This window comes from Streptomyces sp. MMG1533, assembly GCF_001279775.1.
GTDB lineage: Bacteria > Actinomycetota > Actinomycetes > Streptomycetales > Streptomycetaceae > Streptomyces.
The window spans coordinates 50,037-71,406 of record NZ_LGDG01000231.1; the positions used below are offsets into that span (position 1 = coordinate 50,037).

At 69.8% G+C, this 21,370-nt stretch carries 19 protein-coding genes and 1 riboswitch; of the genes, 18 read left to right on the top strand and 1 reads right to left on the bottom strand.

What is annotated here, in order from left to right; translation table 11 throughout:
* Positions 1–12 precede the first annotated feature (12 nt).
* The 16 genes from ADK57_RS28985 (at position 13) to ADK57_RS29055 (ending at position 16,720) form a co-directional block, all read left to right on the top strand.
* The gene (locus ADK57_RS28985; protein WP_420711911.1) at positions 13–858 is read left to right on the top strand and encodes a glycosyltransferase family 2 protein; all 846 of its coding nucleotides are present in this window, start codon (positions 13–15) and stop codon (positions 856–858) included.
* Positions 859–954: 96 nt separating this feature from the next.
* Positions 955–1,884: an ABC transporter permease gene (locus tag ADK57_RS28990; protein ID WP_053752556.1), complete on the top strand. Its 930-nt coding sequence runs from the start codon at positions 955–957 to the stop codon at positions 1,882–1,884.
* The gene (locus tag ADK57_RS28995; RefSeq protein ID WP_053752557.1) at positions 1,877–2,656 is read left to right on the top strand and encodes an ABC transporter ATP-binding protein; all 780 of its coding nucleotides are present in this window, start codon (positions 1,877–1,879) and stop codon (positions 2,654–2,656) included. Before ADK57_RS28990 ends, ADK57_RS28995 begins: the two co-directional genes overlap by 8 nt.
* 388 nt (positions 2,657–3,044) lie before the next feature.
* Positions 3,045–3,956, top strand: coding sequence for a squalene synthase HpnC (gene hpnC / locus ADK57_RS29000; protein WP_053752558.1), 912 nt, complete (start codon positions 3,045–3,047; stop codon positions 3,954–3,956).
* Positions 3,953–4,903, top strand: a complete 951-nt coding sequence (gene hpnD, locus ADK57_RS29005) for a presqualene diphosphate synthase HpnD (RefSeq protein WP_053752559.1) — start codon at positions 3,953–3,955, stop codon at positions 4,901–4,903. Before hpnC ends, hpnD begins: the two co-directional genes overlap by 4 nt.
* Positions 4,903–5,043 (top strand): DUF6380 family protein, encoded by a 141-nt coding sequence (locus tag ADK57_RS52600; protein ID WP_420711909.1) that lies wholly within the window; start codon positions 4,903–4,905, stop codon positions 5,041–5,043. Before hpnD ends, ADK57_RS52600 begins: the two co-directional genes overlap by 1 nt.
* The gene (hpnE, locus tag ADK57_RS29010) at positions 5,040–6,467 is read left to right on the top strand and encodes a hydroxysqualene dehydroxylase HpnE (protein ID WP_053752560.1); all 1,428 of its coding nucleotides are present in this window, start codon (positions 5,040–5,042) and stop codon (positions 6,465–6,467) included. Before ADK57_RS52600 ends, hpnE begins: the two co-directional genes overlap by 4 nt.
* Positions 6,468–6,529: 62 nt before the next feature.
* Positions 6,530–7,597 carry a polyprenyl synthetase family protein gene (locus tag ADK57_RS29015; RefSeq protein ID WP_053752561.1) on the top strand — a complete coding sequence of 356 codons (1,068 nt, stop codon included), beginning with the start codon at positions 6,530–6,532 and terminating at the stop codon, positions 7,595–7,597.
* Positions 7,598–7,717: 120 nt separating this feature from the next.
* Positions 7,718–9,709, top strand: a complete 1,992-nt coding sequence (gene shc, locus ADK57_RS29020) for a squalene--hopene cyclase (protein ID WP_053752562.1) — start codon at positions 7,718–7,720, stop codon at positions 9,707–9,709.
* Positions 9,709–10,350: a 1-hydroxy-2-methyl-2-butenyl 4-diphosphate reductase gene (locus tag ADK57_RS29025; RefSeq protein ID WP_053752563.1), complete on the top strand. Its 642-nt coding sequence runs from the start codon at positions 9,709–9,711 to the stop codon at positions 10,348–10,350. The genes shc and ADK57_RS29025 overlap by 1 nt, the downstream gene beginning before the upstream one ends.
* 5 nt (positions 10,351–10,355) lie before the next feature.
* On the top strand, positions 10,356–11,378 hold the full coding sequence (gene hpnH, locus ADK57_RS29030) for an adenosyl-hopene transferase HpnH (protein ID WP_053752564.1): 1,023 nt from the start codon (positions 10,356–10,358) through the stop codon (positions 11,376–11,378).
* A gap of 4 nt (positions 11,379–11,382) precedes the next feature.
* Positions 11,383–12,540 (top strand): flavodoxin-dependent (E)-4-hydroxy-3-methylbut-2-enyl-diphosphate synthase, encoded by a 1,158-nt coding sequence (ispG, locus tag ADK57_RS29035; protein WP_053752565.1) that lies wholly within the window; start codon positions 11,383–11,385, stop codon positions 12,538–12,540.
* Between the two features lie 27 nt (positions 12,541–12,567).
* Positions 12,568–14,487, top strand: coding sequence for a 1-deoxy-D-xylulose-5-phosphate synthase (gene dxs / locus ADK57_RS29040; protein WP_053752566.1), 1,920 nt, complete (start codon positions 12,568–12,570; stop codon positions 14,485–14,487).
* Complete coding sequence (locus ADK57_RS29045; protein ID WP_053752567.1) at positions 14,484–15,902, top strand: aspartate aminotransferase family protein; 1,419 nt, start codon at positions 14,484–14,486, stop codon at positions 15,900–15,902. The genes dxs and ADK57_RS29045 overlap by 4 nt, the downstream gene beginning before the upstream one ends.
* Positions 15,903–15,977: 75 nt before the next feature.
* On the top strand, positions 15,978–16,601 hold the full coding sequence (locus ADK57_RS29050; protein ID WP_053752568.1) for a helix-turn-helix domain-containing protein: 624 nt from the start codon (positions 15,978–15,980) through the stop codon (positions 16,599–16,601).
* On the top strand, positions 16,598–16,720 hold the full coding sequence (locus ADK57_RS29055; RefSeq protein WP_053752569.1) for a DUF6126 family protein: 123 nt from the start codon (positions 16,598–16,600) through the stop codon (positions 16,718–16,720). Before ADK57_RS29050 ends, ADK57_RS29055 begins: the two co-directional genes overlap by 4 nt.
* A gap of 4 nt (positions 16,721–16,724) precedes the next feature.
* On the opposite strand, the gene ADK57_RS29060 is transcribed toward ADK57_RS29055, so the two are convergent.
* On the bottom strand, positions 16,725–17,522 hold the full coding sequence (locus ADK57_RS29060; RefSeq protein WP_053752570.1) for a tyrosine-protein phosphatase: 798 nt from the start codon (positions 17,520–17,522) through the stop codon (positions 16,725–16,727).
* 181 nt (positions 17,523–17,703) lie between these two features.
* On the opposite strand from ADK57_RS29060, the gene ADK57_RS29065 reads away from it, so the two are divergent.
* Both ADK57_RS29065 and ADK57_RS29070 read left to right on the top strand, forming a co-directional pair.
* Positions 17,704–19,782, top strand: a complete 2,079-nt coding sequence (locus ADK57_RS29065; RefSeq protein WP_053752571.1) for an alpha-galactosidase — start codon at positions 17,704–17,706, stop codon at positions 19,780–19,782.
* A 307-nt stretch (positions 19,783–20,089) separates the two neighbouring features.
* Positions 20,090–20,247, top strand: a riboswitch (cyclic di-AMP (ydaO/yuaA leader).
* 4 nt (positions 20,248–20,251) lie between these two features.
* The gene (locus tag ADK57_RS29070; protein WP_053752572.1) at positions 20,252–21,223 is read left to right on the top strand and encodes a LysM peptidoglycan-binding domain-containing M23 family metallopeptidase; all 972 of its coding nucleotides are present in this window, start codon (positions 20,252–20,254) and stop codon (positions 21,221–21,223) included.
* Positions 21,224–21,370: the final 147 nt, after the last annotated feature.

The window sequence follows — 21,370 nt, forward strand, 5'->3', positions numbered from 1 at the left end:
GTCATCATCACCATGGGCAACCGCCCCGACGAACTGCGCGCCCTGCTCGACTCGGTCGCCAAGCAGGACGGCGCCCCGGTCGAGGCGGTCGTCGTCGGCAACGGCTCGCCCGTCCCGGACGTCCCCGAAGGCGTCCGTACGATCGAACTGCCGGAGAACCTGGGCATCCCCGGCGGCCGCAACGTCGGCATCGAGGCCTTCGGCCCCAGCGGCCGCGACGTCGACATATTGCTTTTCCTCGACGACGACGGCCTGCTCGCCGGCCACGACACCGCCGAACTGTGCCGCCAGGCCTTCCAGGCCGACCCCGAGCTCGGCATCATCAGCTTCCGCATCGCCGACCCCGAGACCGGTGTCACCCAACGCCGCCACGTCCCGCGGCTGCGCGCCTCCGACCCGATGCGCTCCTCCCGGGTCACCACCTTCCTCGGCGGCGCCAACGCCGTCCGCACCCAGGTACTCGCCGAAGTCGGCGGCCTCCCGGACGAGTTCTTCTACGCCCACGAGGAAACCGACCTGGCATGGCGGGCCCTCGACGCGGGCTGGATGATCGACTACCGGTCCGACATGGTGCTGTACCACCCCACGACCGCGCCCTCGCGGCACGCGGTCTACCACCGCATGGTCGCCCGCAACCGGGTCTGGCTCGCCCGCCGCAACCTGCCCAGGCCCCTGATCCCGGTCTACCTCGGCGTCTGGCTGCTGCTCACCCTGGTGCGCCGCCCCTCGCGCCCCGCCCTGAAGGCGTGGTTCGGCGGATTCCGGGAAGGTTGGACCACGCCCTGCGGCCAGCGCCGGCCCATGAAGTGGCGTACGGTGTGGCGGCTGACTCGGCTGGGCCGGCCCCCTGTCATCTGACAAGCTCGTTCCTGAGAGCACCGGGGCCGTACCGAGGTTCCGGGCTCATGCCATGCCCGCACAGGCTGCGCATCCCGAAGACGAAAGTTTCCACTAGTGAGTGAGACAACGCACGACGGCACGGTCGCGGTGAGCGCGCCCGTACCGCCCGACGAGGGCCTGACGGCGGCACGGCTCGCCGAGAAGTACGGCCTGACCGTGAGCGGCGCCCGGCCCTCCCTCGTCGAGTACGTCCGCCAGCTCTGGGACCGGCGTCACTTCATCCTCGCCTTCTCCCGGGCGAAGCTGACCGCCCAGTACAGCCAGGCGAAGCTGGGCCAGCTGTGGCAGGTCGTCACGCCGCTGCTGAACGCGGCCGTGTACTTCTTCATCTTCGGTGTGATCCTCGAGGCCGACCGCGGCATGTCCCGTGAGGTCTACATCCCGTTCCTGGTCACGGGTGTCTTCGTGTTCACCTTCACGCAGAGCTCGGTGATGGCGGGTGTGCGCGCGATCTCCGGCAACCTCGGCCTGGTCCGCGCCCTGCACTTCCCGCGCGCCTCACTGCCGGTCTCCTTCGCACTCCAGCAGCTCCAGCAGCTGCTGGCCTCGATGATCGTGCTGTTCGCGGTGACGGCCGCCTTCGGCAGCTACCCCGACCTGTCCTGGGCGCTGATCGTCCCGATCCTGGTGCTGCAGTTCCTCTTCAACACCGGCCTCGCCCTGATCATGGCCCGGGCCGGCTCGAAGACCCCGGACCTCGCACAGCTCATGCCGTTCGTGATGCGTACGTGGATGTACGCGTCCGGCGTGATGTTCTCCATCCCGATCATGCTGAAGGACAAGCCGGACTGGATGGCGACCGTCCTGCAGTGGAACCCGGCCGCCATCTACATGGACCTGATGCGCTTCGCGCTCATCGACGGCTACGGCTCCGACAACCTGCCCAACCACGTCTGGGCGGCCGCGGGTGGCTGGGCGCTGCTCCTGGCCCTCGGCGGATTCGTGTACTTCTGGAAGGCGGAGGAGAGGTACGGCCGTGGCTGAGCACACCATCGACGAGCAGATCCCCACCGTCATCGCGGACGAGCTGCACATCGTCTACCGCGTCAACGGCGCCAAGGCCGGCAAGGGCAGCGCCACCGCCGCCCTCAGCCGCATCGTCAAGCGCGGCGAGGAACGCGGCGTGCGCAAGGTGCACGCCGTCCGGGGCGTCTCCTTCGTCGCCTACCGGGGCGAGGCCATCGGTCTGATCGGCTCCAACGGCTCCGGCAAGTCGACCCTGCTGCGCGCCATCGCCGGTCTGCTCCCCGCCGAGAAGGGCAAGGTCTACACCGACGGCCAGCCCTCCCTGCTCGGCGTCAACGCGGCCCTCATGAACGACCTCACCGGCGAGCGGAACGTCATATTGGGCGGGCTCGCCATGGGAATGACCCGGGAGCAGATCAAGGAGCGCTACCAGGAGATCGTCGACTTCTCCGGCATCAACGAGAAGGGCGACTTCATCACCCTCCCGATGCGCACCTACTCCTCCGGCATGGCGGCCCGTCTGCGGTTCTCCATCGCCGCCGCCAAGGACCACGACGTCCTCATGATCGACGAGGCCCTGGCCACCGGCGACCGCAAGTTCCAGAAGCGCTCCGAGGAGCGCATCCGGGAACTGCGCAAGGAGGCCGGGACCGTGTTTCTCGTCAGTCACAACAACAAGTCGATCCGTGACACCTGCAACCGCGTCCTGTGGCTGGAACGCGGCGAGCTGCGCATGGACGGCCCGACCGACGAGGTCCTCAAGGAGTACGAGAAGTTCACGGGCAAGTAGTCCACCCGGACTCGGGCGAAAGAGCCCACCCCGCTTCCCAGGGCCCCGCCGGAACTGCTCCGGCGGGGCTCCGCGTCTGCAAAGGAAACGTCAACTTCGGCCCGCCTTAGGAATCTTGGGGCCAATCGGTGTGTTGTTGTGATGCGCAGGACACCCCGGAGATCCGTGACGCGTTGTACAACGTAAGCTGTACCGGTCCCGAATCGCGGCAAGTAGGGCGATAATGCGCGACACCCTCTAACTGGGGCGGCCGCGCGCACGGCCGGGCGGCGTGTCCGAAATAGTGTGTATTGGGTCCGCGGTGTAGAACGGGAGATGTGACGGCGATGGCTACGGAAACTCCCCAGCTCCACGCAGCACGTGCCGTCCCCGCCCCGGGCAGTCGGCGGTGACGGGAACCGGCACGACGCGCCCCGACCGGACGGAGCGCGGCACGCTCGACAAGGCCGCGGCGGAGAACTTCCCCGTGGCCCCCTTCTTCCTGCCCCGCAACTGGCGCGACGACCTCATGGCCGTCTACGGCTTCGCCCGCCTCGTCGACGACATCGGCGACGGCGACCTCGCCCCCGGTGGCGCCGACGCCCGTCTGCTCGGGGTGTCGCCCGCGGAGTCCGAGGACCGCCTGGTGATGTTGGACGCCTTCGAGGCCGACTTCCGCCGGGTCTTCGACGCGGCCGGCCCAGGGCCGCGCCATCCGCTGCTGCGCCGCCTCCGGCCGACCGTTCGCCGCCGCGCGCTGACCCCCGAGCCCTTCCTCGGTCTGATCGGCGCCAATCGCCAGGACCAGCTCGTCACTCGCTACGAGACCTACGACGACCTCGTCGCCTACTGCGAACTGTCCGCCAATCCCGTCGGTCGTCTCGTCCTCGCCGTCACCGGCACCTCGACCCCCGAGCGGGTCCGTCTGTCGGACGCGATCTGCACGGCCCTCCAGATCGTCGAACACCTCCAGGACGTCGCCGAGGACCTCGGCCGCGACCGCATCTACCTGCCCGCCGAGGACATGAAGCGCTTTCACGTCCAGGAAGCGGATCTCGCCGCGAAAACCGGAGGCGCATCCGTGCGTGCACTGGTTGCATACGAAGCGCAACGCGCCAGCGATCTCCTGAATGAAGGCGCCCCCCTGGTGGGTAGCGTCCACGGCAGGTTGAGGCTGCTGCTCGCAGGGTTCGTGGCGGGGGGAAGGGCGGCAATCCACGCGATTGCCGCCACCGAATACGACGTACTTCCCGGCCCGCCCAAGCCCGGCAAGCTCCGGTTGCTGCGTGAGGTGGGCGTGACTCTGCGAGGAGAGGGGTGATCCGGACCGTGGAGTCGGAACAAGACGTGTCCGCACCGGTACTCGCCGCCTACAGCTACTGCGAGGCCGTCACCGGACAGCAGGCCCGCAACTTCGCGTACGGCATCAGACTGCTGCCGACGCCCAAGCGCCGCGCGATGTCGGCGCTCTACGCCTTCTCCCGGCGCGTCGACGACATCGGCGACGGCGCGCTGGCCGACGACGTCAAGAGCGCGAGACTCGAGGACACCCGGGCCATGCTGGCCCGGGTGCGCGACGGTTCGGTCGCCGAGGACGACACCGACCCGGTCGCCGTCGCCCTCACCCACGCCGCCGGGACCTTCCCGATCCCGCTCGGCGGCCTGGACGAACTCATCGACGGCGTGCTGATGGACGTGCGCGGCGAGACCTACGAGACCTGGGACGACCTGAAGGTGTACTGCCGCTGTGTGGCGGGCGCCATCGGGCGGCTCTCCCTCGGCGTGTTCGGTGCGGAAGCGGGGGCGCGCGGCGCCGAGCGCGCGCCGGAGTACGCCGACACGCTCGGGCTCGCACTCCAGCTCACCAACATCCTCAGAGACGTCCGTGAGGACGCCGTGGGCGGGCGTACCTATCTGCCCGCCGACGACCTCGCCAAGTTCGGCTGCTCGGCCGGCTTCAAGGGGGCGAAACCGCCGGAGGGCGCCGACTTCGCGGGCCTCGTGCACTTCGAAGTGCGTCGGGCCCGCGCCCTTTTCGCCGAGGGCTACCGGCTGCTCCCCATGCTCGACCGGCGCAGCGGCGCCTGTGTCGCCGCCATGGCCGGCATCTACCGCCGCCTCCTCGACCGCATCGAGCGCGACCCCGAGGCCGTGCTGCGCGGCCGGGTCTCGCTGCCCGGGCGGGAGAAGGCGTATGTCGCGGTGCGCGGTCTGTCCGGTCTGGACGCCCGGCATGTGACCCGCAGGACCGTCAGGAGGCGCGCCTGATGGACAATTCGGTCCAAGGTGGTGCCGGTGGCGAAAAGTGGCACGCAACCCTCCGGGTGGGGACAGCGTCCCTGACTGCAACGGCCGGCCGTGCACGGTTCACCGCGCACGGCCGGCGCTCGGGGGAGGGTGCACGATGACGGACGGTACGTGGTCCGGTGGGTCGCTCGCGGACACGGCGGGGCGGCCCGGCCGGGACGCCGTGGTGATCGGCGGAGGGCTCGCCGGCATCACCGCCGCGCTCGCGCTCGCCGACGCCGGAGTCCGGGTGACGTTGCTCGAAGGCCGGCCGCGACTCGGCGGGCTCGCCTTCTCCTTCCAGCGCGACGGACTGACCGTCGACAACGGACAGCACGTGTACCTGCGCTGCTGCACCGCCTACAGCTGGTTCCTCGACCGCATCGAGGGCGCGGCGCTGGCTCCGCTGCAGGATCGTCTCGACGTGCCCGTACTCGACGTCGACCGGCCCGAGGGACGGCGGCTCGGCAGGCTGCGGCGCGACGCGCTGCCGGTGCCCCTGCATCTGGGGCGCAGCCTCGCGACGTACCCGCATCTCTCGCTCGCCGAGCGGGCCAGGGTGGGGCGTGCCGCGCTCGCGCTCAAGGGGCTCGACCTCGCCGATCCGAACCTGGACACGCAGGACTTCGGCAGCTGGTTGACCGCGCACGGTCAGTCGGCGCGCGCCGTCGAGGCCCTGTGGGACCTGGTCGGGGTCGCCACTCTCAACGCGGTCGCGGGCGACGCCTCGCTCGGGCTCGCCGCGATGGTGTTCAAGACCGGTCTGCTGTCCGACCCGGGCGCGGCCGACATCGGATGGGCGCGCGTCCCGCTGGGCGAACTGCATGACCGGCTGGCCCGCAAGGCGCTCGACTCCGCGGGCGTGCGTACCGAGGTCCGTACACGCGTCACCTCCATCTCTACTGACGAAAACGGGACTTGGAGCGTTCAGGTTCCCGGCGAGACGCTCCGGGCGGACACGGTCGTCCTCGCCGTACCGCCGCGCGAGGCCCACGACCTGCTGCCCGCGGGAGCGCTCGACGCCCCGGAGCGGGTGCTGGAGATCGGCACCGCACCGATCCTCAACGTGCATGTCGTGTACGACCGGAAGGTGCTCTCCCGGCCGTTCTTCGCGGCCCTCGGCACCCCGGTGCAGTGGGTGTTCGACCGGACCGAGGCTTCCGGGCTGAAGGCCGGTCAGTATCTGGCGCTGTCGCAGTCGGCCGCGCAGGACGAGATCGACGAGCCCGTCGCCGCGCTGCGCGAGCGCTACCTGCCCGAGCTGGAGCGGCTGCTGCCCCGCGCGCGCGGGGCCGAGGTGAAGGACTTCTTCGTGACCAGGGAACGCACGGCGACGTTCGCTCCCACTCCCGGCGTCGGACGGCTGCGGCCCGGCGCCCGCACCAAGGCACCCGGCCTTTACCTGGCCGGAGCGTGGACCGCCACCGGGTGGCCCGCGACCATGGAGAGTGCGGTCCGCAGTGGTGTGAGTGCGGCGGACGCCGCGCTCGACGCCCTGGGCCGGCCCCGCCCCCGTCACCTCTTCGAATTCGAGGAGGCGGCGTGACGCTCGATCAACAGGGCACGGCAGGCCCCCGCACCTTCGGTACCGCAACAAGAGGAGAGACTGTGCCCACTGTGCCCCCGGCCTCGACGGCTGCCGACGCGGTGGACGTGTCCGCGCTCCTGGAGCGCGGCCGGACCCTTGCCACACCGGTACTGCGGGCGGCCATCGACCGCCTGGCACCTCCCATGGACACTGTCGCCGCCTACCACTTCGGCTGGATCGACGCCGAGGGCAACCCCGCGGCCGGGGACGGCGGCAAGGCCGTACGCCCCGCCCTCGCGGTGCTCTCCGCGGAGGTCACCGGAGCCGAGCCCGAGGCCGGCATCCCCGGCGCCGTCGCCGTGGAGCTGGTCCACAACTTCTCGCTGTTGCACGACGACCTGATGGACGGCGACGAACAGCGCCGTCACCGCGACACCGTGTGGAAGGTGCACGGCCCCGCCCAGGCGATCCTGGTCGGGGACGCCCTGTTCGCCCTGGCCAACGAGGTTCTGCTGGAGCTCGGCACGGTCGAGGCCGGCCGCGCCACCCGTCGCCTGACCACCGCCACCCGCGCCCTCATCGACGGCCAGGCACAGGACATCTCCTACGAGCACCGGGACCGCGTCAGCGTCGAGGAGTGCCTGGACATGGAGGGCAACAAGACCGGCGCCCTGCTCGCCTGCGCCAGCTCCATCGGCGCCGTGCTCGGCGGCGCGGACGACCGCACCGCCGACACCCTGGAGAAGTACGGCTACCACCTCGGCCTCGCCTTCCAGGCCGTCGACGACCTGCTCGGCATCTGGGGCGACCCAATCTCCACCGGCAAGCAGACCTGGAGCGACCTGCGCCAGCGCAAGAAGTCCCTGCCGGTCGTGGCCGCGCTCGCGGCGGGCGGTGCCGCCTCCGAGCGGCTCGGCGAGCTGCTCGCCGCCGACGCCAAGAGCAGCGACTTCGAGAACTTCTCGGAGGAGGAGTTCGCGGCCCGTGCCGCCCTCATCGAGAAGGCGGGCGGCCGCGAGTGGACCGCCGAGGAAGCACGCCGTCAGCACACCATCGCCATCGAAGCCCTCGACGCCGTCGACATGCCCGACCGGGTGCGGGCGCAGTTCACGGCACTCGCCGACTTCGTCGTCGTACGAAAGAGATGATCACTATCGGTCGAATAGCCCTCGCGTAGTCGCCGGCCGGTGTTGCGAGGAAGACGAGCACCGGCCGACGGCGGACCCACAGCAGAACGCACCGATTGCACACTGCACGAAGGGGAAGCCATGACAGCGACGACCGACGGAAGCACCGGGGCCCTGCCGCCCCGCGCTGCCGCGGCCAGCGAAACCGACATCAACACCCCCGTGGCGGCCGGGGTGCACGACGCCGCCGTACGCGCCGTGCAACGCGCCACCGACTTCCTGCTGGCGAGGCAGGACGCCCAAGGCTGGTGGAAGGGCGACCTCGAGACCAACGTCACGATGGACGCCGAGGATCTGCTGCTCCGTCAGTTCCTGGGCATCCGCGACGAGTCCACCACCCACGCCGCGGCCCTCTTCATCCGCGGCGAGCAGAGCGAGGACGGCACCTGGGCCTCCTTCTACGGCGGACCCGGCGAACTCTCCACCACCATCGAGGCGTACGTCGCGCTCCGCCTGGCCGGCGACGCGCCGGACGCGCCGCACATGGCGAAGGCGTCCGCCTGGATCCGTGCGCGGGGCGGCATCGCCGCCTCCCGGGTCTTCACGAGGATCTGGCTGGCCCTGTTCGGCTGGTGGAAGTGGGAGGACCTGCCCGAACTCCCGCCGGAGCTCATCTACTTCCCCTCGTGGATGCCCCTGAACATCTACGACTTCGGGTGCTGGGCCCGACAGACCATCGTCCCGCTGACGATCGTCTCCGCGAAGCGGCCGGTCAGGCCGGCGCCCTTCCCGCTCGACGAACTGCACACCGACCCGGCGCACCCGAACCCGCTCAAGCCGCTTGCGCCGATGGCGAGTTGGGACGGCGTCTTCCAGCGCCTCGACAAGGCCCTGCACGCGCTGCGCAAGGTCGCCCCGCGCAGACTGCGCAGAGCCGCGATGAACAGCGGCGCCCGCTGGATCATCGAGCGGCAGGAGAACGACGGCTGCTGGGGCGGCATCCAGCCGCCGGCCGTGTACTCGGTCATCGCCCTGCACCTGCTCGGCTACGACCTCGAACACCCCGTGATGCGTGCGGGCCTGGAGTCGCTGGACCGTTTCGCCATCTGGCGCGAGGACGGGGCCCGGATGATCGAGGCCTGCCAGTCCCCGGTCTGGGACACCTGTCTGGCGACCATCGCGCTCGCCGACGCAGGGGTCCCCGCCGACCATCCGCAGCTCGTCAAGGCAGCGGACTGGATGCTCGGCGAGGAGATCGTGCGGCCCGGCGACTGGGCGGTCAAGCGGCCCGGGCTGCCGCCCGGTGGCTGGGCGTTCGAGTTCCACAACGACAACTACCCCGACATCGACGACACCGCCGAAGTCGTCCTCGCGCTGCGCCGCGTCAGGCATCACGACCCGGAGCGGGTGGAGAACGCCATCGGTCGCGGGGTGCGCTGGAACCTCGGGATGCAGTCGAAGAACGGCGCGTGGGGCGCCTTCGACGTCGACAACACCAGTCCGTTCCCCAACCGCCTGCCGTTCTGCGACTTCGGCGAGGTCATCGACCCGCCGTCCGCGGACGTCACCGCGCACGTCGTCGAGATGCTCGCCGTCGAGGGGCTCTCGCACGACCCGCGCACCCGCCGCGGCATCGAGTGGCTGCTCGCCGAACAGGAGGCGGACGGCTCGTGGTTCGGGCGCTGGGGCGTCAACTACGTCTACGGCACCGGGTCCGTCGTACCCGCCCTGACCGCCGCCGGAATCCCCGCCTCGCACCCGGCGATCCGCCGCGCGGTCACCTGGCTGGAGTCCGTGCAGAACGACGACGGCGGCTGGGGCGAGGACCTGCGCTCGTACCGGGACGCCAAGAAGTGGAGCGGGCGGGGCACCTCGACCGCCTCGCAGACGGCGTGGGCGCTGATGGCCCTGCTGGCCGCGGGGGAGAAGGAGTCCAAGGCGGTCGAGCGCGGCATCGAGTGGCTCGCGAGCACCCAGCACGAGGACGGCTCCTGGGACGAGCCCCACTTCACCGGGACCGGCTTCCCCTGGGACTTCTCCATCAACTACCACCTCTACCGGCAGGTGTTCCCGCTCACCGCACTCGGCCGGTACGTCCACGGAGAGCCGTTCTCCGGGGTCAAGGAGGGCTGATGAGCACGCAGCCCGCCCCGGCCCCGCTGCTGATCGCCTGCGCGCTCGGCAGCGAGCACCTCGCGCTGCGCAGCGGCGACCGCGGCGGCGCCGACGGGCAGGTCACCGTCCTGCGCACGGGCATGGGGCCGACGGCGGCCGAGCGCTCCGTCACCCGGGTGCTGGCCGGCCCGGCGCTCGGCGAGGCCGCGGTACTGGCCACGGGATTCTGCGCGGGGCTCGCCCCCGGCATGCACCCCGGCGACCTGGTCGTCGCCGAGGAGACCCGGGACCCGCGCGGCACCGTCCCGTGCGTCGGGACCGAGCTGCTCGTCAAGGAGCTCGTACGGGCGCTGCCCGGGCGCACCGTTCACACCGGGCCCCTCACCGGCTCCGATCACGTCGTACGTGGTCACGAACGGTCGGACCTGTTCGCGACCGGCGCGATCGCGGTCGACATGGAGTCCGCGGCCACGCTCCTGAGCGCCGTGCGCGCGGGCGAGCGCCCTGTTGCGGCCGTCCGGGTGGTCGTGGACGCTCCAGAACATGAACTCGTCCGGATCGGCACGGTGCGCGGTGGAATATCAGCCTTCCGCGTCCTTCGTTCCATCCTTCCTGCTTTCTACGAATGGCACCGTTCCTTGCTGCTCCCCAGGAGGTGAGCCAGATGGCCATGCCGCTGCGTCAGACCATCAAGGTCGCTACATACTTGGCCGAACAGAAGCTTCGCAAGCGGGACAAGTTCCCGCTGATCGTGGAGCTGGAACCCCTCTTCGCGTGCAATCTCGCGTGCGAGGGCTGCGGCAAGATCCAGCACCCCGCCGGGGTGCTCAAGCAGCGCATGCCGGTGGCCCAGGCCGTCGGGGCGGTCCTTGAGTCCGGTGCGCCGATGGTGTCCATCGCCGGCGGTGAGCCGCTGATGCACCCTCAGATCGACGAGATCGTGCGGCAGTTGGTGGCGAAGAGGAAGTACGTCTTCCTCTGCACCAACGCCATGCTGCTGCGCAAGAAGATGGACAAGTTCAAGCCCTCTCCCTACTTCGCCTTCGCCGTGCACATCGACGGGCTGCGGGAGCGGCACGACGAGTCGGTGGCGAAGGAGGGTGTGTTCGACGAGGCCGTGGAGGCGATCAAGGAGGCCAAGAAGCGTGGCTTCCGGGTCACCACCAATTCGACCTTCTTCAACACCGACACCCCGCAGACCATCATCGAGGTGCTCAACTTCCTCAATGACGACCTGCAGGTCGACGAGATGATGATCTCGCCCGCCTACGCCTACGAGAAGGCACCCGATCAGGAGCACTTCCTGGGCGTGGAGCAGACCCGCGAGCTGTTCAAGAAGGCCTTCGCGGGCGGCAACCGGCGCAAGTGGCGGCTCAACCACTCCCCGCTCTTCCTGGACTTCCTGGAGGGCAAGGTCGACTTCCCGTGCACGGCCTGGGCGATCCCGAACTACTCGCTCTTCGGCTGGCAGCGCCCCTGCTACCTGATGAGCGACGGCTACGTCCCGACGTACCGCGAACTCATCGAGGACACCGACTGGGACAAGTACGGCCGCGGCAAGGACCCGCGCTGCGCCAACTGCATGGCGCACTGCGGCTACGAGCCCACCGCCGTCCTCGCCACCATGGGTTCCCTGAAGGAGTCGCTGCGCGCCATGCGCGAGACGGTCTCCGGAAACCGGGAGTGACGTCATGACCGCCGTCTCCCTGGGCGTCCCCGAGGTACCGGTCCGTCCCATCGCCGAGCGGCGCGTGTCGCGGCAGATCCAGGTCGGTCCGGTGGCGGTCGGGGGCGGGGCCCCGGTGTCGGTGCAGTCGATGACGACGACCCGCACCTGCGACATCGGCGCCACCCTGCAGCAGATCGCCGAGCTCACCGCGTCCGGCTGCCAGATCGTCCGCGTGGCCTGCCCCACGCAGGACGACGCGGACGCCCTCGCCACCATCGCCCGCAAGTCGCAGATCCCGGTGATCGCGGACATCCACTTCCAGCCGAAGTACGTGTTCGCCGCGATCGAGGCCGGCTGTGCGGCCGTACGCGTCAATCCCGGCAACATCAAGCAGTTCGACGACAAGGTGAAGGAGATCGCGCGGGCCGCGAAGGATCACGGCACGCCGATCCGGATCGGGGTCAACGCCGGGTCGCTGGACCGGCGGCTGCTGCAGAAGTACGGCAAGGCCACGCCCGAGGCGCTGGTGGAGTCGGCCCTGTGGGAGGCCTCGCTCTTCGAGGAGCACGGCTTCAGGGACATCAAGATCTCGGTGAAGCACAACGACCCGGTGGTGATGGTCAACGCCTACACACTGCTGGCCGAGCAGTGCGACTACCCGCTGCACCTGGGCGTCACCGAGGCCGGTCCCGCCTTCCAGGGCACGATCAAGTCGGCGGTGGCCTTCGGGGCCCTCCTCAGCAGGGGCATCGGCGACACCATCCGGGTGTCGCTGTCGGCCCCGCCCGCCGAGGAGGTCAAGGTCGGCATCCAGATCCTTCAGTCGCTGAACCTCAGGCAGCGTCGGCTGGAGATCGTGTCGTGTCCCTCCTGCGGGCGGGCCCAGGTCGACGTCTACCGGCTGGCCGACGAGGTCACGGCGGGCCTGGAGGGCATGGAGGTCCCGCTGCGGGTCGCCGTCATGGGGTGCGTGGTGAACGGCCCGGGAGAGGCGCGCGAGGCCGATCTGGGCGTCGCCTCCGGGAACGGCAAGGGGCAGATCTTCGTGAAGGGCGAGGTCATCAAGACCGTCCCCGAGTCGAAGATCGTGGAGACCCTGATCGAAGAGGCGATGAAGATCGCCGAACAGATGGAGCAGGACGGCGTCGCGTCGGGGGAGCCGGCCGTCACCGTGAGTTGAACAGCACGGACCGATAGGGGGCCCGACGTGACGATTCTGGAGAACATCCGGGGACCACGCGACCTGAAGGCGCTGTCCGAGGCGGAACTCGGCGAACTGTCCGAAGAGATACGGGAGTTCCTGGTGCATGCGGTGGCCAGGACCGGCGGACACCTGGGGCCCAACCTGGGGGTGGTGGAACTCTCCATCGCCCTCCACCGGGTCTTCGAGTCACCGGTGGACCGCATCCTGTGGGACACCGGCCACCAGAGCTACGTACACAAACTCCTGACAGGGCGTCAGGACTTCTCCAAACTGCGCGGCAAGGGCGGCCTGTCCGGCTATCCCTCGCGCGAGGAGTCCGAGCACGACGTCATCGAGAACAGCCACGCCTCAACCGCCCTCGGCTGGGCCGACGGGCTCGCCAAGGCCCGCCAGGTACAAGGGGAGAAGGGACACGTCGTCGCGGTGATCGGCGACGGGGCCCTGACCGGCGGCATGGCCTGGGAGGCGCTCAACAACATCGCGGCCGCCAAGGACCGGCCGCTGATCATCGTCGTCAACGACAACGAGCGGTCGTACGCGCCCACCATCGGCGGCCTCGCCAACCACCTGGCCACCCTGCGCACGACCGACGGCTACGAGAAGGTGCTGGCCTGGGGGAAGGACGTACTGTTGCGGACCCCGCTCGTCGGCAACACCCTCTACGAGTCGCTGCACGGCGCGAAGAAGGGCTTCAAGGACGCCTTCGCACCCCAGGGCATGTTCGAGGACCTCGGCCTCAAGTACGTCGGCCCCATCGACGGGCACGACCTCAAGGCCGTCGAGTCGGCACTGAGGCGCGCGAAGCGCTTCCACGGGCCGGTGCTGATCCACTGCCTCACCGAGAAGGGGCGCGGCTACGAACCCGCCCTGGCGCACGAGGAGGACCACTTCCACACGGTCGGCGTGATGGACCCGCTCACCTGCGAGCCGCTCGCGCCGTCCAACGGGCCTTCCTGGACCTCGGTGTTCGGCGACGAGATCGTGCGGATCGGGGAGGAACGCGACGACGTCGTGGCGATCACCGCGGCCATGCTGCACCCGGTGGGGCTCGGCAAGTTCGCGGCCCGCTTCCCGGACCGGGTGTGGGACGTCGGCATAGCCGAGCAGCACGCCGCCGTGTCCGCGGCCGGCCTCGCCACGGGCGGGCTGCATCCGGTCGTCGCCGTCTACGCGACGTTCTTGAATCGTGCCTTCGACCAGCTCCTGATGGATGTCGCCCTGCACCGGTGCGGGGTCACGTTCGTGCTGGACCGGGCCGGTGTCACCGGGGTCGACGGGGCCTCCCACAACGGCATGTGGGACATGTCGATCCTCCAGGTCGTCCCGGGCCTCAGGATCGCCGCGCCGCGCGACGCCGACCAGCTGCGGGCGCAGCTCAGGGAGGCGGTCGCGGTGGACGACGCGCCCACGCTGGTGCGCTTCCCGAAGGAGTCGGTGGGGCCGTCGGTCCCGGCGATCGACCGGGTGGGCGGGCTGGACGTCCTGCACCGCTCCCTGGGAGAGCCGGGGGTCCTGCTGGTCGCCGTCGGCGTGATGGCGCCCGTCTGCCTCCAGGTCGCCGAGCTGCTGGAGGCGCGTGGCATCAACTGCACGGTGGTCGACCCGCGTTGGGTCAAGCCCGTGGACCCGGCGCTGCCCGGCCTCGCCGCCGAGCACCGGCTGGTCGCCGTCGTCGAGGACAACAGCCGTGCTTCCGGGGTCGGCGCCGCGGTGGCGCTCGCCCTCGGGGACGCCGAAGTCGACGTCCCCGTACGGCGGTTCGGCATCCCGGAGCAGTTCCTGGCGCACGCCAAGCGCGGCGAGGTGCTCGCCGACATCGGTCTCACGCCCGTCGAGGTCGCAGGACGGATCAGCGCGAGCCTGGCCGTCAAGGAAGCGGGCCCGGCCGTCCAGGAAGAGTTGTCCAAGGAGAAACAGGAATGACAACCGCCAAATCCGCGTCGTCCTCCTCGCAGGCCGGGGAGTTCGACCTCGGCGCGCTGCTGGCCGAACGCGGGGCCGAGCGCTACGAGCTGCACACCAGACACCTCAACCACCAGCTCCCGCGCATGCTGCACACCATCGGCTTCGACAAGGTCTACGAGCGTGCCGAGGGCCCCTACTTCTGGGACGCGGACGGCAACGACTACCTCGACATGCTCGCCGGGTTCGGGGTGATGGGCCTGGGGCGCCACCACCCCGTCGTCCGCAAGGCGCTGCACGACGTCCTCGACGCCCAGCTCGCCGACCTCACCCGCTTCGACTGTCAGCCGCTGCCCGGGCTGCTGGCCGAGAAGCTGCTCGCGCACAGTCCGCACCTGGACCGGGTGTTCTTCGGCAACAGCGGTACCGAGGCCGTCGAGGGCGCCCTGAAGTTCGCCCGCTACGCCACCGGCAAGCCCCGGATCCTCTACTGCGACCACGCCTTCCACGGCCTGACCACCGGGGCGCTGTCGGTGAACGGCGAGGACGGGTTCCGGGACGGCTTCGCCCCGCTGCTGCCCGACACGGCTATTCCGCTCGGCGATCTCGACGCCCTGGCAAGGGAGTTGAAGAAGGGCGACGTCGCCGCCCTGGTCGTCGAGCCGATCCAGGGCAAGGGCGTGCACGAGGCCCCGCCCGGCTACCTGCGCGCCGCCCGGGAACTGCTGCACAAGCACAAGGCGCTGCTGATCCTGGACGAGGTGCAGACGGGCCTCGGCCGGACCGGCGACTTCTACGCCTACCAGCACGAGGACGGCGTCGAACCCGACCTGGTGTGCGTGGCCAAGGCACTCTCCGGCGGCTATGTGCCGGTCGGCGCCACCCTCGGCAAGGACTGGATCTTCAAGAAGGTCTACTCGTCGATGGACCGGGTGCTGGTCCACTCGGCGAGCTTCGGATCCAACGCGCAGGCCATGGCGGCCGGGCTCGCCGTGCTGTCCGTCATGGAGAACGAGCAGGTCGTCGCCAACGCGCGGGCCACCGGCGAACAGCTCAAGTCCCGGCTCACGGCACTGATCGACAAGTACGAGCTGCTCGCCGACGTCCGCGGCCGGGGCCTGATGATCGGTATCGAGTTCGGCCGGCCCAAGTCGCTGAAGCTGCGCAGCCGTTGGACCATGCTGCAGGCCGCCCGCAAGGGGCTGTTCGCGCAGATGGTCGTCGTCCCGCTGCTGCAGCGCCACCGGATCCTCACCCAGGTCTCCGGCGACCACCTGGAGGTGATCAAGCTGATTCCGCCGCTCATCATCGGCGAACGGGAGGTGGACCGGTTCGTCGACGCCTTCACGGACGTGATGGACGACGCGCACAGCGGCGGCGGGCTGATGTGGGACTTCAGCAAGACGCTGATCAAGCAGGCGGTCGCCAACCGGTGAAGCGCGCCGCCGGAACCTTTTGCCTCTGAGGTAAGAAATTTGCCGCAGAGGCAAGTGTCCGGCTGAATGGAGAGCATGAGCTCTCCCGAGTCCGAGCCGCCAGGCCCGCAGGCCGAGGCGGTCCCGCTGGTGGCACCGCAGCTCCGTGCGCTGCGCCGCCGCGCCTCCCTCACCCTGGAGGCCGCGGCCCGCGCGGCCGGGCTGTCGCCCGCCCATCTCTCCCGTCTGGAGACCGGGCAGCGCCAGCCCTCGCTGCCGATGCTGCTGGGCCTCGCCCGTATCTACGGTACGACGGTCTCGGAACTGCTCGGCGAGACGGTCGCCGACCGGGACGCGGTCGTGCGCCACGCCGACATGGAGCCGACCGCTGCGGGCGGCTGGACCTACTGGCAGGCCGGCGCATCCGGCCGCGGTATGCAGGCCCTGCGCGTCCACGTGCCCCACGGTTCCCAGGGCGACATCGTGCGTGTGCACCCCGGCGAGGAGTGGCTGTACGTCCTCGAGGGGCGGTTGCGGCTGCGCCTCGGGGACACCACGCATCTGCTCGCGGCGGGCGACAGCGCGCACTTCGACTCGCTGACCCCGCACCGCATCGTCGCCGAGGACCACCGCGGCGTGGAGCTCCTGTTCGTCCACACCTTGCTGCAGAGCCCCACGGCCGCGCTGTGCCTGGGTCCCACCACTGGAGACATGTCATGAGCAACTTCGAGGAGAAGTTCCCGCGCGCCCTGTGGGTGCGGCTGATCATCTACCTGGCGGTGGGGCACCTCTTCGCCGCCTTCATCTACCTGCTGTTCGCGCTGGGGGCCAAGCAATGAGCGGTCAGTCGAGCAGTCGCTCCCGCAGCCGCTCCCGGATCTCCGGAGTGACCCCGAGCCCCTGCTCCAGGTAGACCTCGACGCTGCTCCACGTCTCCTCGATGGTGTCGAAGGCCGCCGACAGGTACTCGGCGCGCGCGTCGAACAAGGGGCTGAGCAGCTCCATGACCTCGGGGGAGTAGGCCGAGGCGGAGGTGCTGCTGCGACGCACCTTGTAGCGCCGGTGCTTGGCGTTCGACTTCAGGTAGTCGGCGACGATCGCCTCCCGCTCGACGCCGAGGGTCAGCAGCGTCACGGCTATAGACAGGCCGGCGCGGTCCTTGCCCGCCGCGCAGTGCATCAGCGCGGGGACGCTGTCCTCGGCGAGTGCGCGCAACACCTGCGAGTGCTCGGCGGTGCGCTCCTTGATGAGCTTGCGGTACGACCTGATCATCCGGGTCGCGCCCTTGCCGTCGGACAGCAGCTCGCGCAGCTGGTCGAGGTCGCCGTCGCGGACCATCTTCCAGAACTCGGCGCCGTCCGCCGGGTCGCTCAGCGGCAGGTTCACGTTGCGCACGCCCGGCAGCTCGACGTCCGGCCCCTCCAGCTTCTGGTCCGAGGCGTTGCGGAAGTCGAAGATCGTGTGCAGGCCCAGGGAGTCGAGGAACGCGGAGTCCTCCTCGGTCGCGTGCGCGAGGTGGCCGCTGCGGAACAGCACTCCGTGCCGCACCCGCCGTCCGTCCACCGTCGGCAGTCCGCCGACGTCTCGGAAGTTGCGCACCCCGGCCAGATCGGGCTCGGTCGACGGGACCTGCTGCGTCACGAGGGCTCCTCCCACTCGGTCCCGCTGCCGCGGCTCGACGACGGGCACCCACCCGACGATACGACATGGGTTCCTGGGGCAATGAGTTCTCCACAGGCGTTGCATCGAGGGCTCCGTGACCTTGATGATGTTGGTGCCTGAGCGCACCTGTTCGCACCTGTTCGAATCTGTGAGGGACTGCATGCCGGAGATCGCCGAGAACGGCCGCACCTGGCTCCTGTCCGGGCCGACCAGCAGTTACGCCGTCCACCTCACGGCCGAGGACGAGCTCCTGCACCTCCACTGGGGACCGCGCATCGCCCTCGCCGACGCCGAGGCCCTCGCGGTACGCCCGCTGCCCGACTACTGGCCCTTCGAGTCCCCGCTCGACGGCCGCGAGGAGTACCCCGTCGAGGGCGGCCCCCGCTTCGTCCGCCCCGCTTTGTCGGTGCGCACGCAGGAGGGGCGCGGCACCGAGTGGAGCTTCGAGGGGTACGAGACGCAGGGCGCGGAGGGCGAGGAACTGCGGCTGCGGTTCCGGGACGGCGGGCTGGCGATCACGCTGCACTACCGGATGCGCGGCGACGTCCTCGAACGCTGGGCGACCCTGGACAACGACGGGCCCGTCGTGGAACTCCTGCGCGCCGACTCCGCCGTCTGGACCCTGCCCGACCGTGACGGCTGGCGGCTGTCCCAGCTGCACGGCCGCTGGGCCGCGGAGTCCCGGCTCGTACGGTCCCCCCTCACCTACGGTGAGAAGGTCATCGGCAGCCGCCGCGGCCACACCGGCCACCAGCACCTGCCGTGGGTCGCGCTCGACACCGACGCGACCGAGGAGCGCGGCGAGGTCTACGGCTGCGCCCTCGGCTGGTCCGGGTCCTGGCGCATCGCCGTGGCCCAACTCCCGGACGCGCGCGTGCAGATCACCGGCGGGGCCGGCCACGACGACTCCGGGCTGCTGCGGCTGGCGGCCGGGGAATCCTTCACGACGCCCGTCTTCGCCGGCCTGTGGAGCGACGGCGGCTTCGGCGGGGCGAGCCGCACCTGGCACGCCTACCAGCGGGCGTACGTCATCCCGGACGCGGACCGGGACCGGCCGGTGCTGTTCAACTCCTGGGAGGCGACGGAGTTCGACATCTCCGAGGAGCAGCAGGGGGTGCTGGCGCGGCGGGCCGCGGCGATCGGCGTCGAGCTGTTCGTCGTCGACGACGGCTGGTTCGGGGCGCGCACCAGCGACCGTGCCGGGCTCGGCGACTGGAAGCCCAACCCGGACCGCTTCCCCGGCGGCCTGAAGCCGCTGGGCGACTACGTGCACGCGCTCGGCATGCGGTTCGGCATCTGGGTGGAGCCGGAGATGGTCAACCCGGACAGCGAGCTCTACCGGGCGCACCCGGACTGGGTACAGCACCAGACGGGACGAAAGCGTACGGAACTGCGCAATCAGCTCGTACTGAACCTCGCGCGCGAGGACGTCCAGGAGTACCTCTGGGAGCAGCTCCACACGCTCCTCTCCAGTGCTCCGATCGACTATGTGAAGTGGGACTTCAATCGCTGCTTCACCGACGCCGGATGGCCCGGCGAGCCCTACCCGCAGCGCCTGTGGGTCGATCACGTGAGCGCCCTGTACCGCCTGTTGGACCGGCTGCGGGCCGCCCACCCCGGCGTCGCTTTCGAGTCCTGCTCGGGCGGCGGCGGCCGGATCGACCTCGGCGTGATGAGTCGTACGGACCAGGTGTGGACCTCGGACAACACCGACCCGCTCGACCGGCTCGCCATCCAGCACGGCTTCACCCAGATCCACCCCGCCCGGGCCATGGCCGCCTGGGTCACCGACAGTCCCAACACCCAGCTCAACGGTCGGGTCAGCTCCCTGCGCTTCCGATTCGTGAGTGCCATGGCCGGGGTGCTCGGCGTCGGTGGGGATCTCGCCGAGTGGACCGAGGAAGAGCTTGCCGAGGCCCGGGGCTGGGTGGATCTCTACAAGGAGATCCGGCCCCTCGTGCAGCGCGGCGACCTCTACCGGCTGCGGGCGCCGGAGGGTGGCCTGAGTGCGGTGCAGTACCTGCTCGGCGACGAGGCCGTCGTCCTCGCCTGGCTCCAGGCGCAGCATTACGGCGAGCCCGTGCCGGCCCTGCGGCTGCGCGGTCTCGACCCGACAGCATCGTATGAATGCCGCGAAACGGGCGAAGTTCACAGAGGTGCCGTACTGCTGCATCACGGACTGCGGTCGGGACTTGGCGGTGACCTTGATGCGACAGTTCTCCGTCTCCGTCGCATCTAGGGCTTCTGTCTGAATTGGTGCCTTCGTTCCAACTCCGTCTGGAATAAAGCGACCTGGGAAGAGGGTGCGTGAGGAGCGTCATATTCGTGACCGTGCGTCGCCCGTCATGTTCACGTAATGAGGGGCCTTTTCAAGGGTGTTTGGCCAAAAGGGCGAGTCCCTAATGCACTCAGGGTGACTGGTAATTCTCTCAGGTGACCAACAGAAACGCATTCACGGGCAACCACTTACTTGTCCCTTTGCGTCTTGGTCGCTTACGTTCACCATCCATCCGGACGGACGCCCAATCCTGCCGCCGCCCGGAGCCCGCACACACTCACCCGTACACGGCAGGAGCGGGGGACCCACAGGTAGAACCGCCTGTTCCGGTCTCCGGAACGGCTAGGGGTTAAGTCGTACTTCGGTACGGCCGGGCATCTCCAGTCCGAACCCGACAGCTCACCTCGCAGGCGCCGGAGAGGAATTCGCCATGCCCGCGAAGGGTAAGCACCGCCGCCCGAAGACCCAGCGTTTCACCCGCTCCATCGCCGTCGCCGGAACCGGCGGCGCCGCACTCGCCCTCCCGCTTCTCGGGGCCACCGGCGCGCACGCCGCCACCTCGCAGTCCGTCTCGGAAAAGGCCGTTCAGTCGTCCGTTCCGATCACCGTCAAGAAGGTGGCTGAAAAGGCGGCGGCCGAAAAGAAGGATGCTGCGCAGACCGCGGGCGCGAAGACCTACTCCGTGCAGGTCGGTGACTACCTTGCGAAGATCGCGGACGAGCAGAATGTCAGCGGTGGCTGGCAGAAGCTCTACTCCGACAACCGCGAAGCCGTCGGCGGCAATCCCTCGCTGATCCACCCCGGTCTGAAGCTCTCGATCGGCAAGAAGGCCGCGACGAGCACCCCCAAGTCGTCGTCCTCCTCCGGCTCTTCGTCCAAGTCGTCCTCTTCGTCGGATTCGTCCGCCTCGTCGAAGTCGTCCTCCTCCGGGTCCTCCTCCTCGTCGAAGACCGAGGCGGCCACCCAGAGCGCCGACACCACCAACACCTCCAGCGGCTTCGCCCTCCCGGTGAGCGGTGCCGCCGTCGGTACCGCCTACCACGTGGCGGGCAGCATGTGGTCCAGCGGCTACCACACCGGCGTCGACTTCGTCGTCCCGACCGGCACCTCCCTCAAGGCCGTGGGTGCGGGCACGGTCGTCTCCGCGGGCTGGGGCGGCGCGTACGGCAACCAGGTCGTCATCAAGCTCGCCGACGGCTACTACGCGCAGTACGCCCACCTCTCCTCGATCTCCGTCTCGAGCGGCCAGTCCGTGACGGCCGGCCAGCAGCTCGGCCTCTCCGGCGCGACCGGCAATGTGACCGGCCCGCACCTGCACTTCGAGATCCGCACCACGCCGGACTACGGCTCGGACGTGGACCCGGTCGCCTACCTCCGCTCGAAGGGCGTCGCCGTCGGCTGACATCCCCGACCGTCTGTCTGACACGCCGCCGAAGGCCGGACCCCGATCCTTCCGTTCTAGTGGTCGTTGCAACACACCAGCTCAGGGGACGCGATGGACTTCAAGATCCGGGAGGTCCGGACAGCTCAGGGACCCAGAGCCCTGCTG

Excerpts from the sequence above, each read along its gene's own strand:
- ADK57_RS29050 (WP_053752568.1), top strand. The coding sequence starts at position 15,978 with ATGAGCTCTCCCGAGTCCGAGCCGCCAGGCCCGCAGGCCGAGGCGGTC.
- ADK57_RS29055 (WP_053752569.1), top strand. The coding sequence starts at position 16,598 with ATGAGCAACTTCGAGGAGAAGTTCCCGCGCGCCCTGTGGGTGCGGCTG.
- ADK57_RS28985 (WP_420711911.1), top strand. The coding sequence starts at position 13 with ATGGGCAACCGCCCCGACGAACTGCGCGCCCTGCTCGACTCGGTCGCC.
- ADK57_RS29065 (WP_053752571.1), top strand. The coding sequence starts at position 17,704 with ATGCCGGAGATCGCCGAGAACGGCCGCACCTGGCTCCTGTCCGGGCCG.
- hpnH (WP_053752564.1), top strand. The coding sequence starts at position 10,356 with ATGGCCATGCCGCTGCGTCAGACCATCAAGGTCGCTACATACTTGGCC.
- hpnE (WP_053752560.1), top strand. The coding sequence starts at position 5,040 with ATGACGGACGGTACGTGGTCCGGTGGGTCGCTCGCGGACACGGCGGGG.
- ADK57_RS52600 (WP_420711909.1), top strand. The coding sequence starts at position 4,903 with ATGGACAATTCGGTCCAAGGTGGTGCCGGTGGCGAAAAGTGGCACGCA.
- shc (WP_053752562.1), top strand. The coding sequence starts at position 7,718 with ATGACAGCGACGACCGACGGAAGCACCGGGGCCCTGCCGCCCCGCGCT.
- ADK57_RS29045 (WP_053752567.1), top strand. The coding sequence starts at position 14,484 with ATGACAACCGCCAAATCCGCGTCGTCCTCCTCGCAGGCCGGGGAGTTC.
- ADK57_RS29070 (WP_053752572.1), top strand. The coding sequence starts at position 20,252 with ATGCCCGCGAAGGGTAAGCACCGCCGCCCGAAGACCCAGCGTTTCACC.
- ispG (WP_053752565.1), top strand. The coding sequence starts at position 11,383 with ATGACCGCCGTCTCCCTGGGCGTCCCCGAGGTACCGGTCCGTCCCATC.
- ADK57_RS29025 (WP_053752563.1), top strand. The coding sequence starts at position 9,709 with ATGAGCACGCAGCCCGCCCCGGCCCCGCTGCTGATCGCCTGCGCGCTC.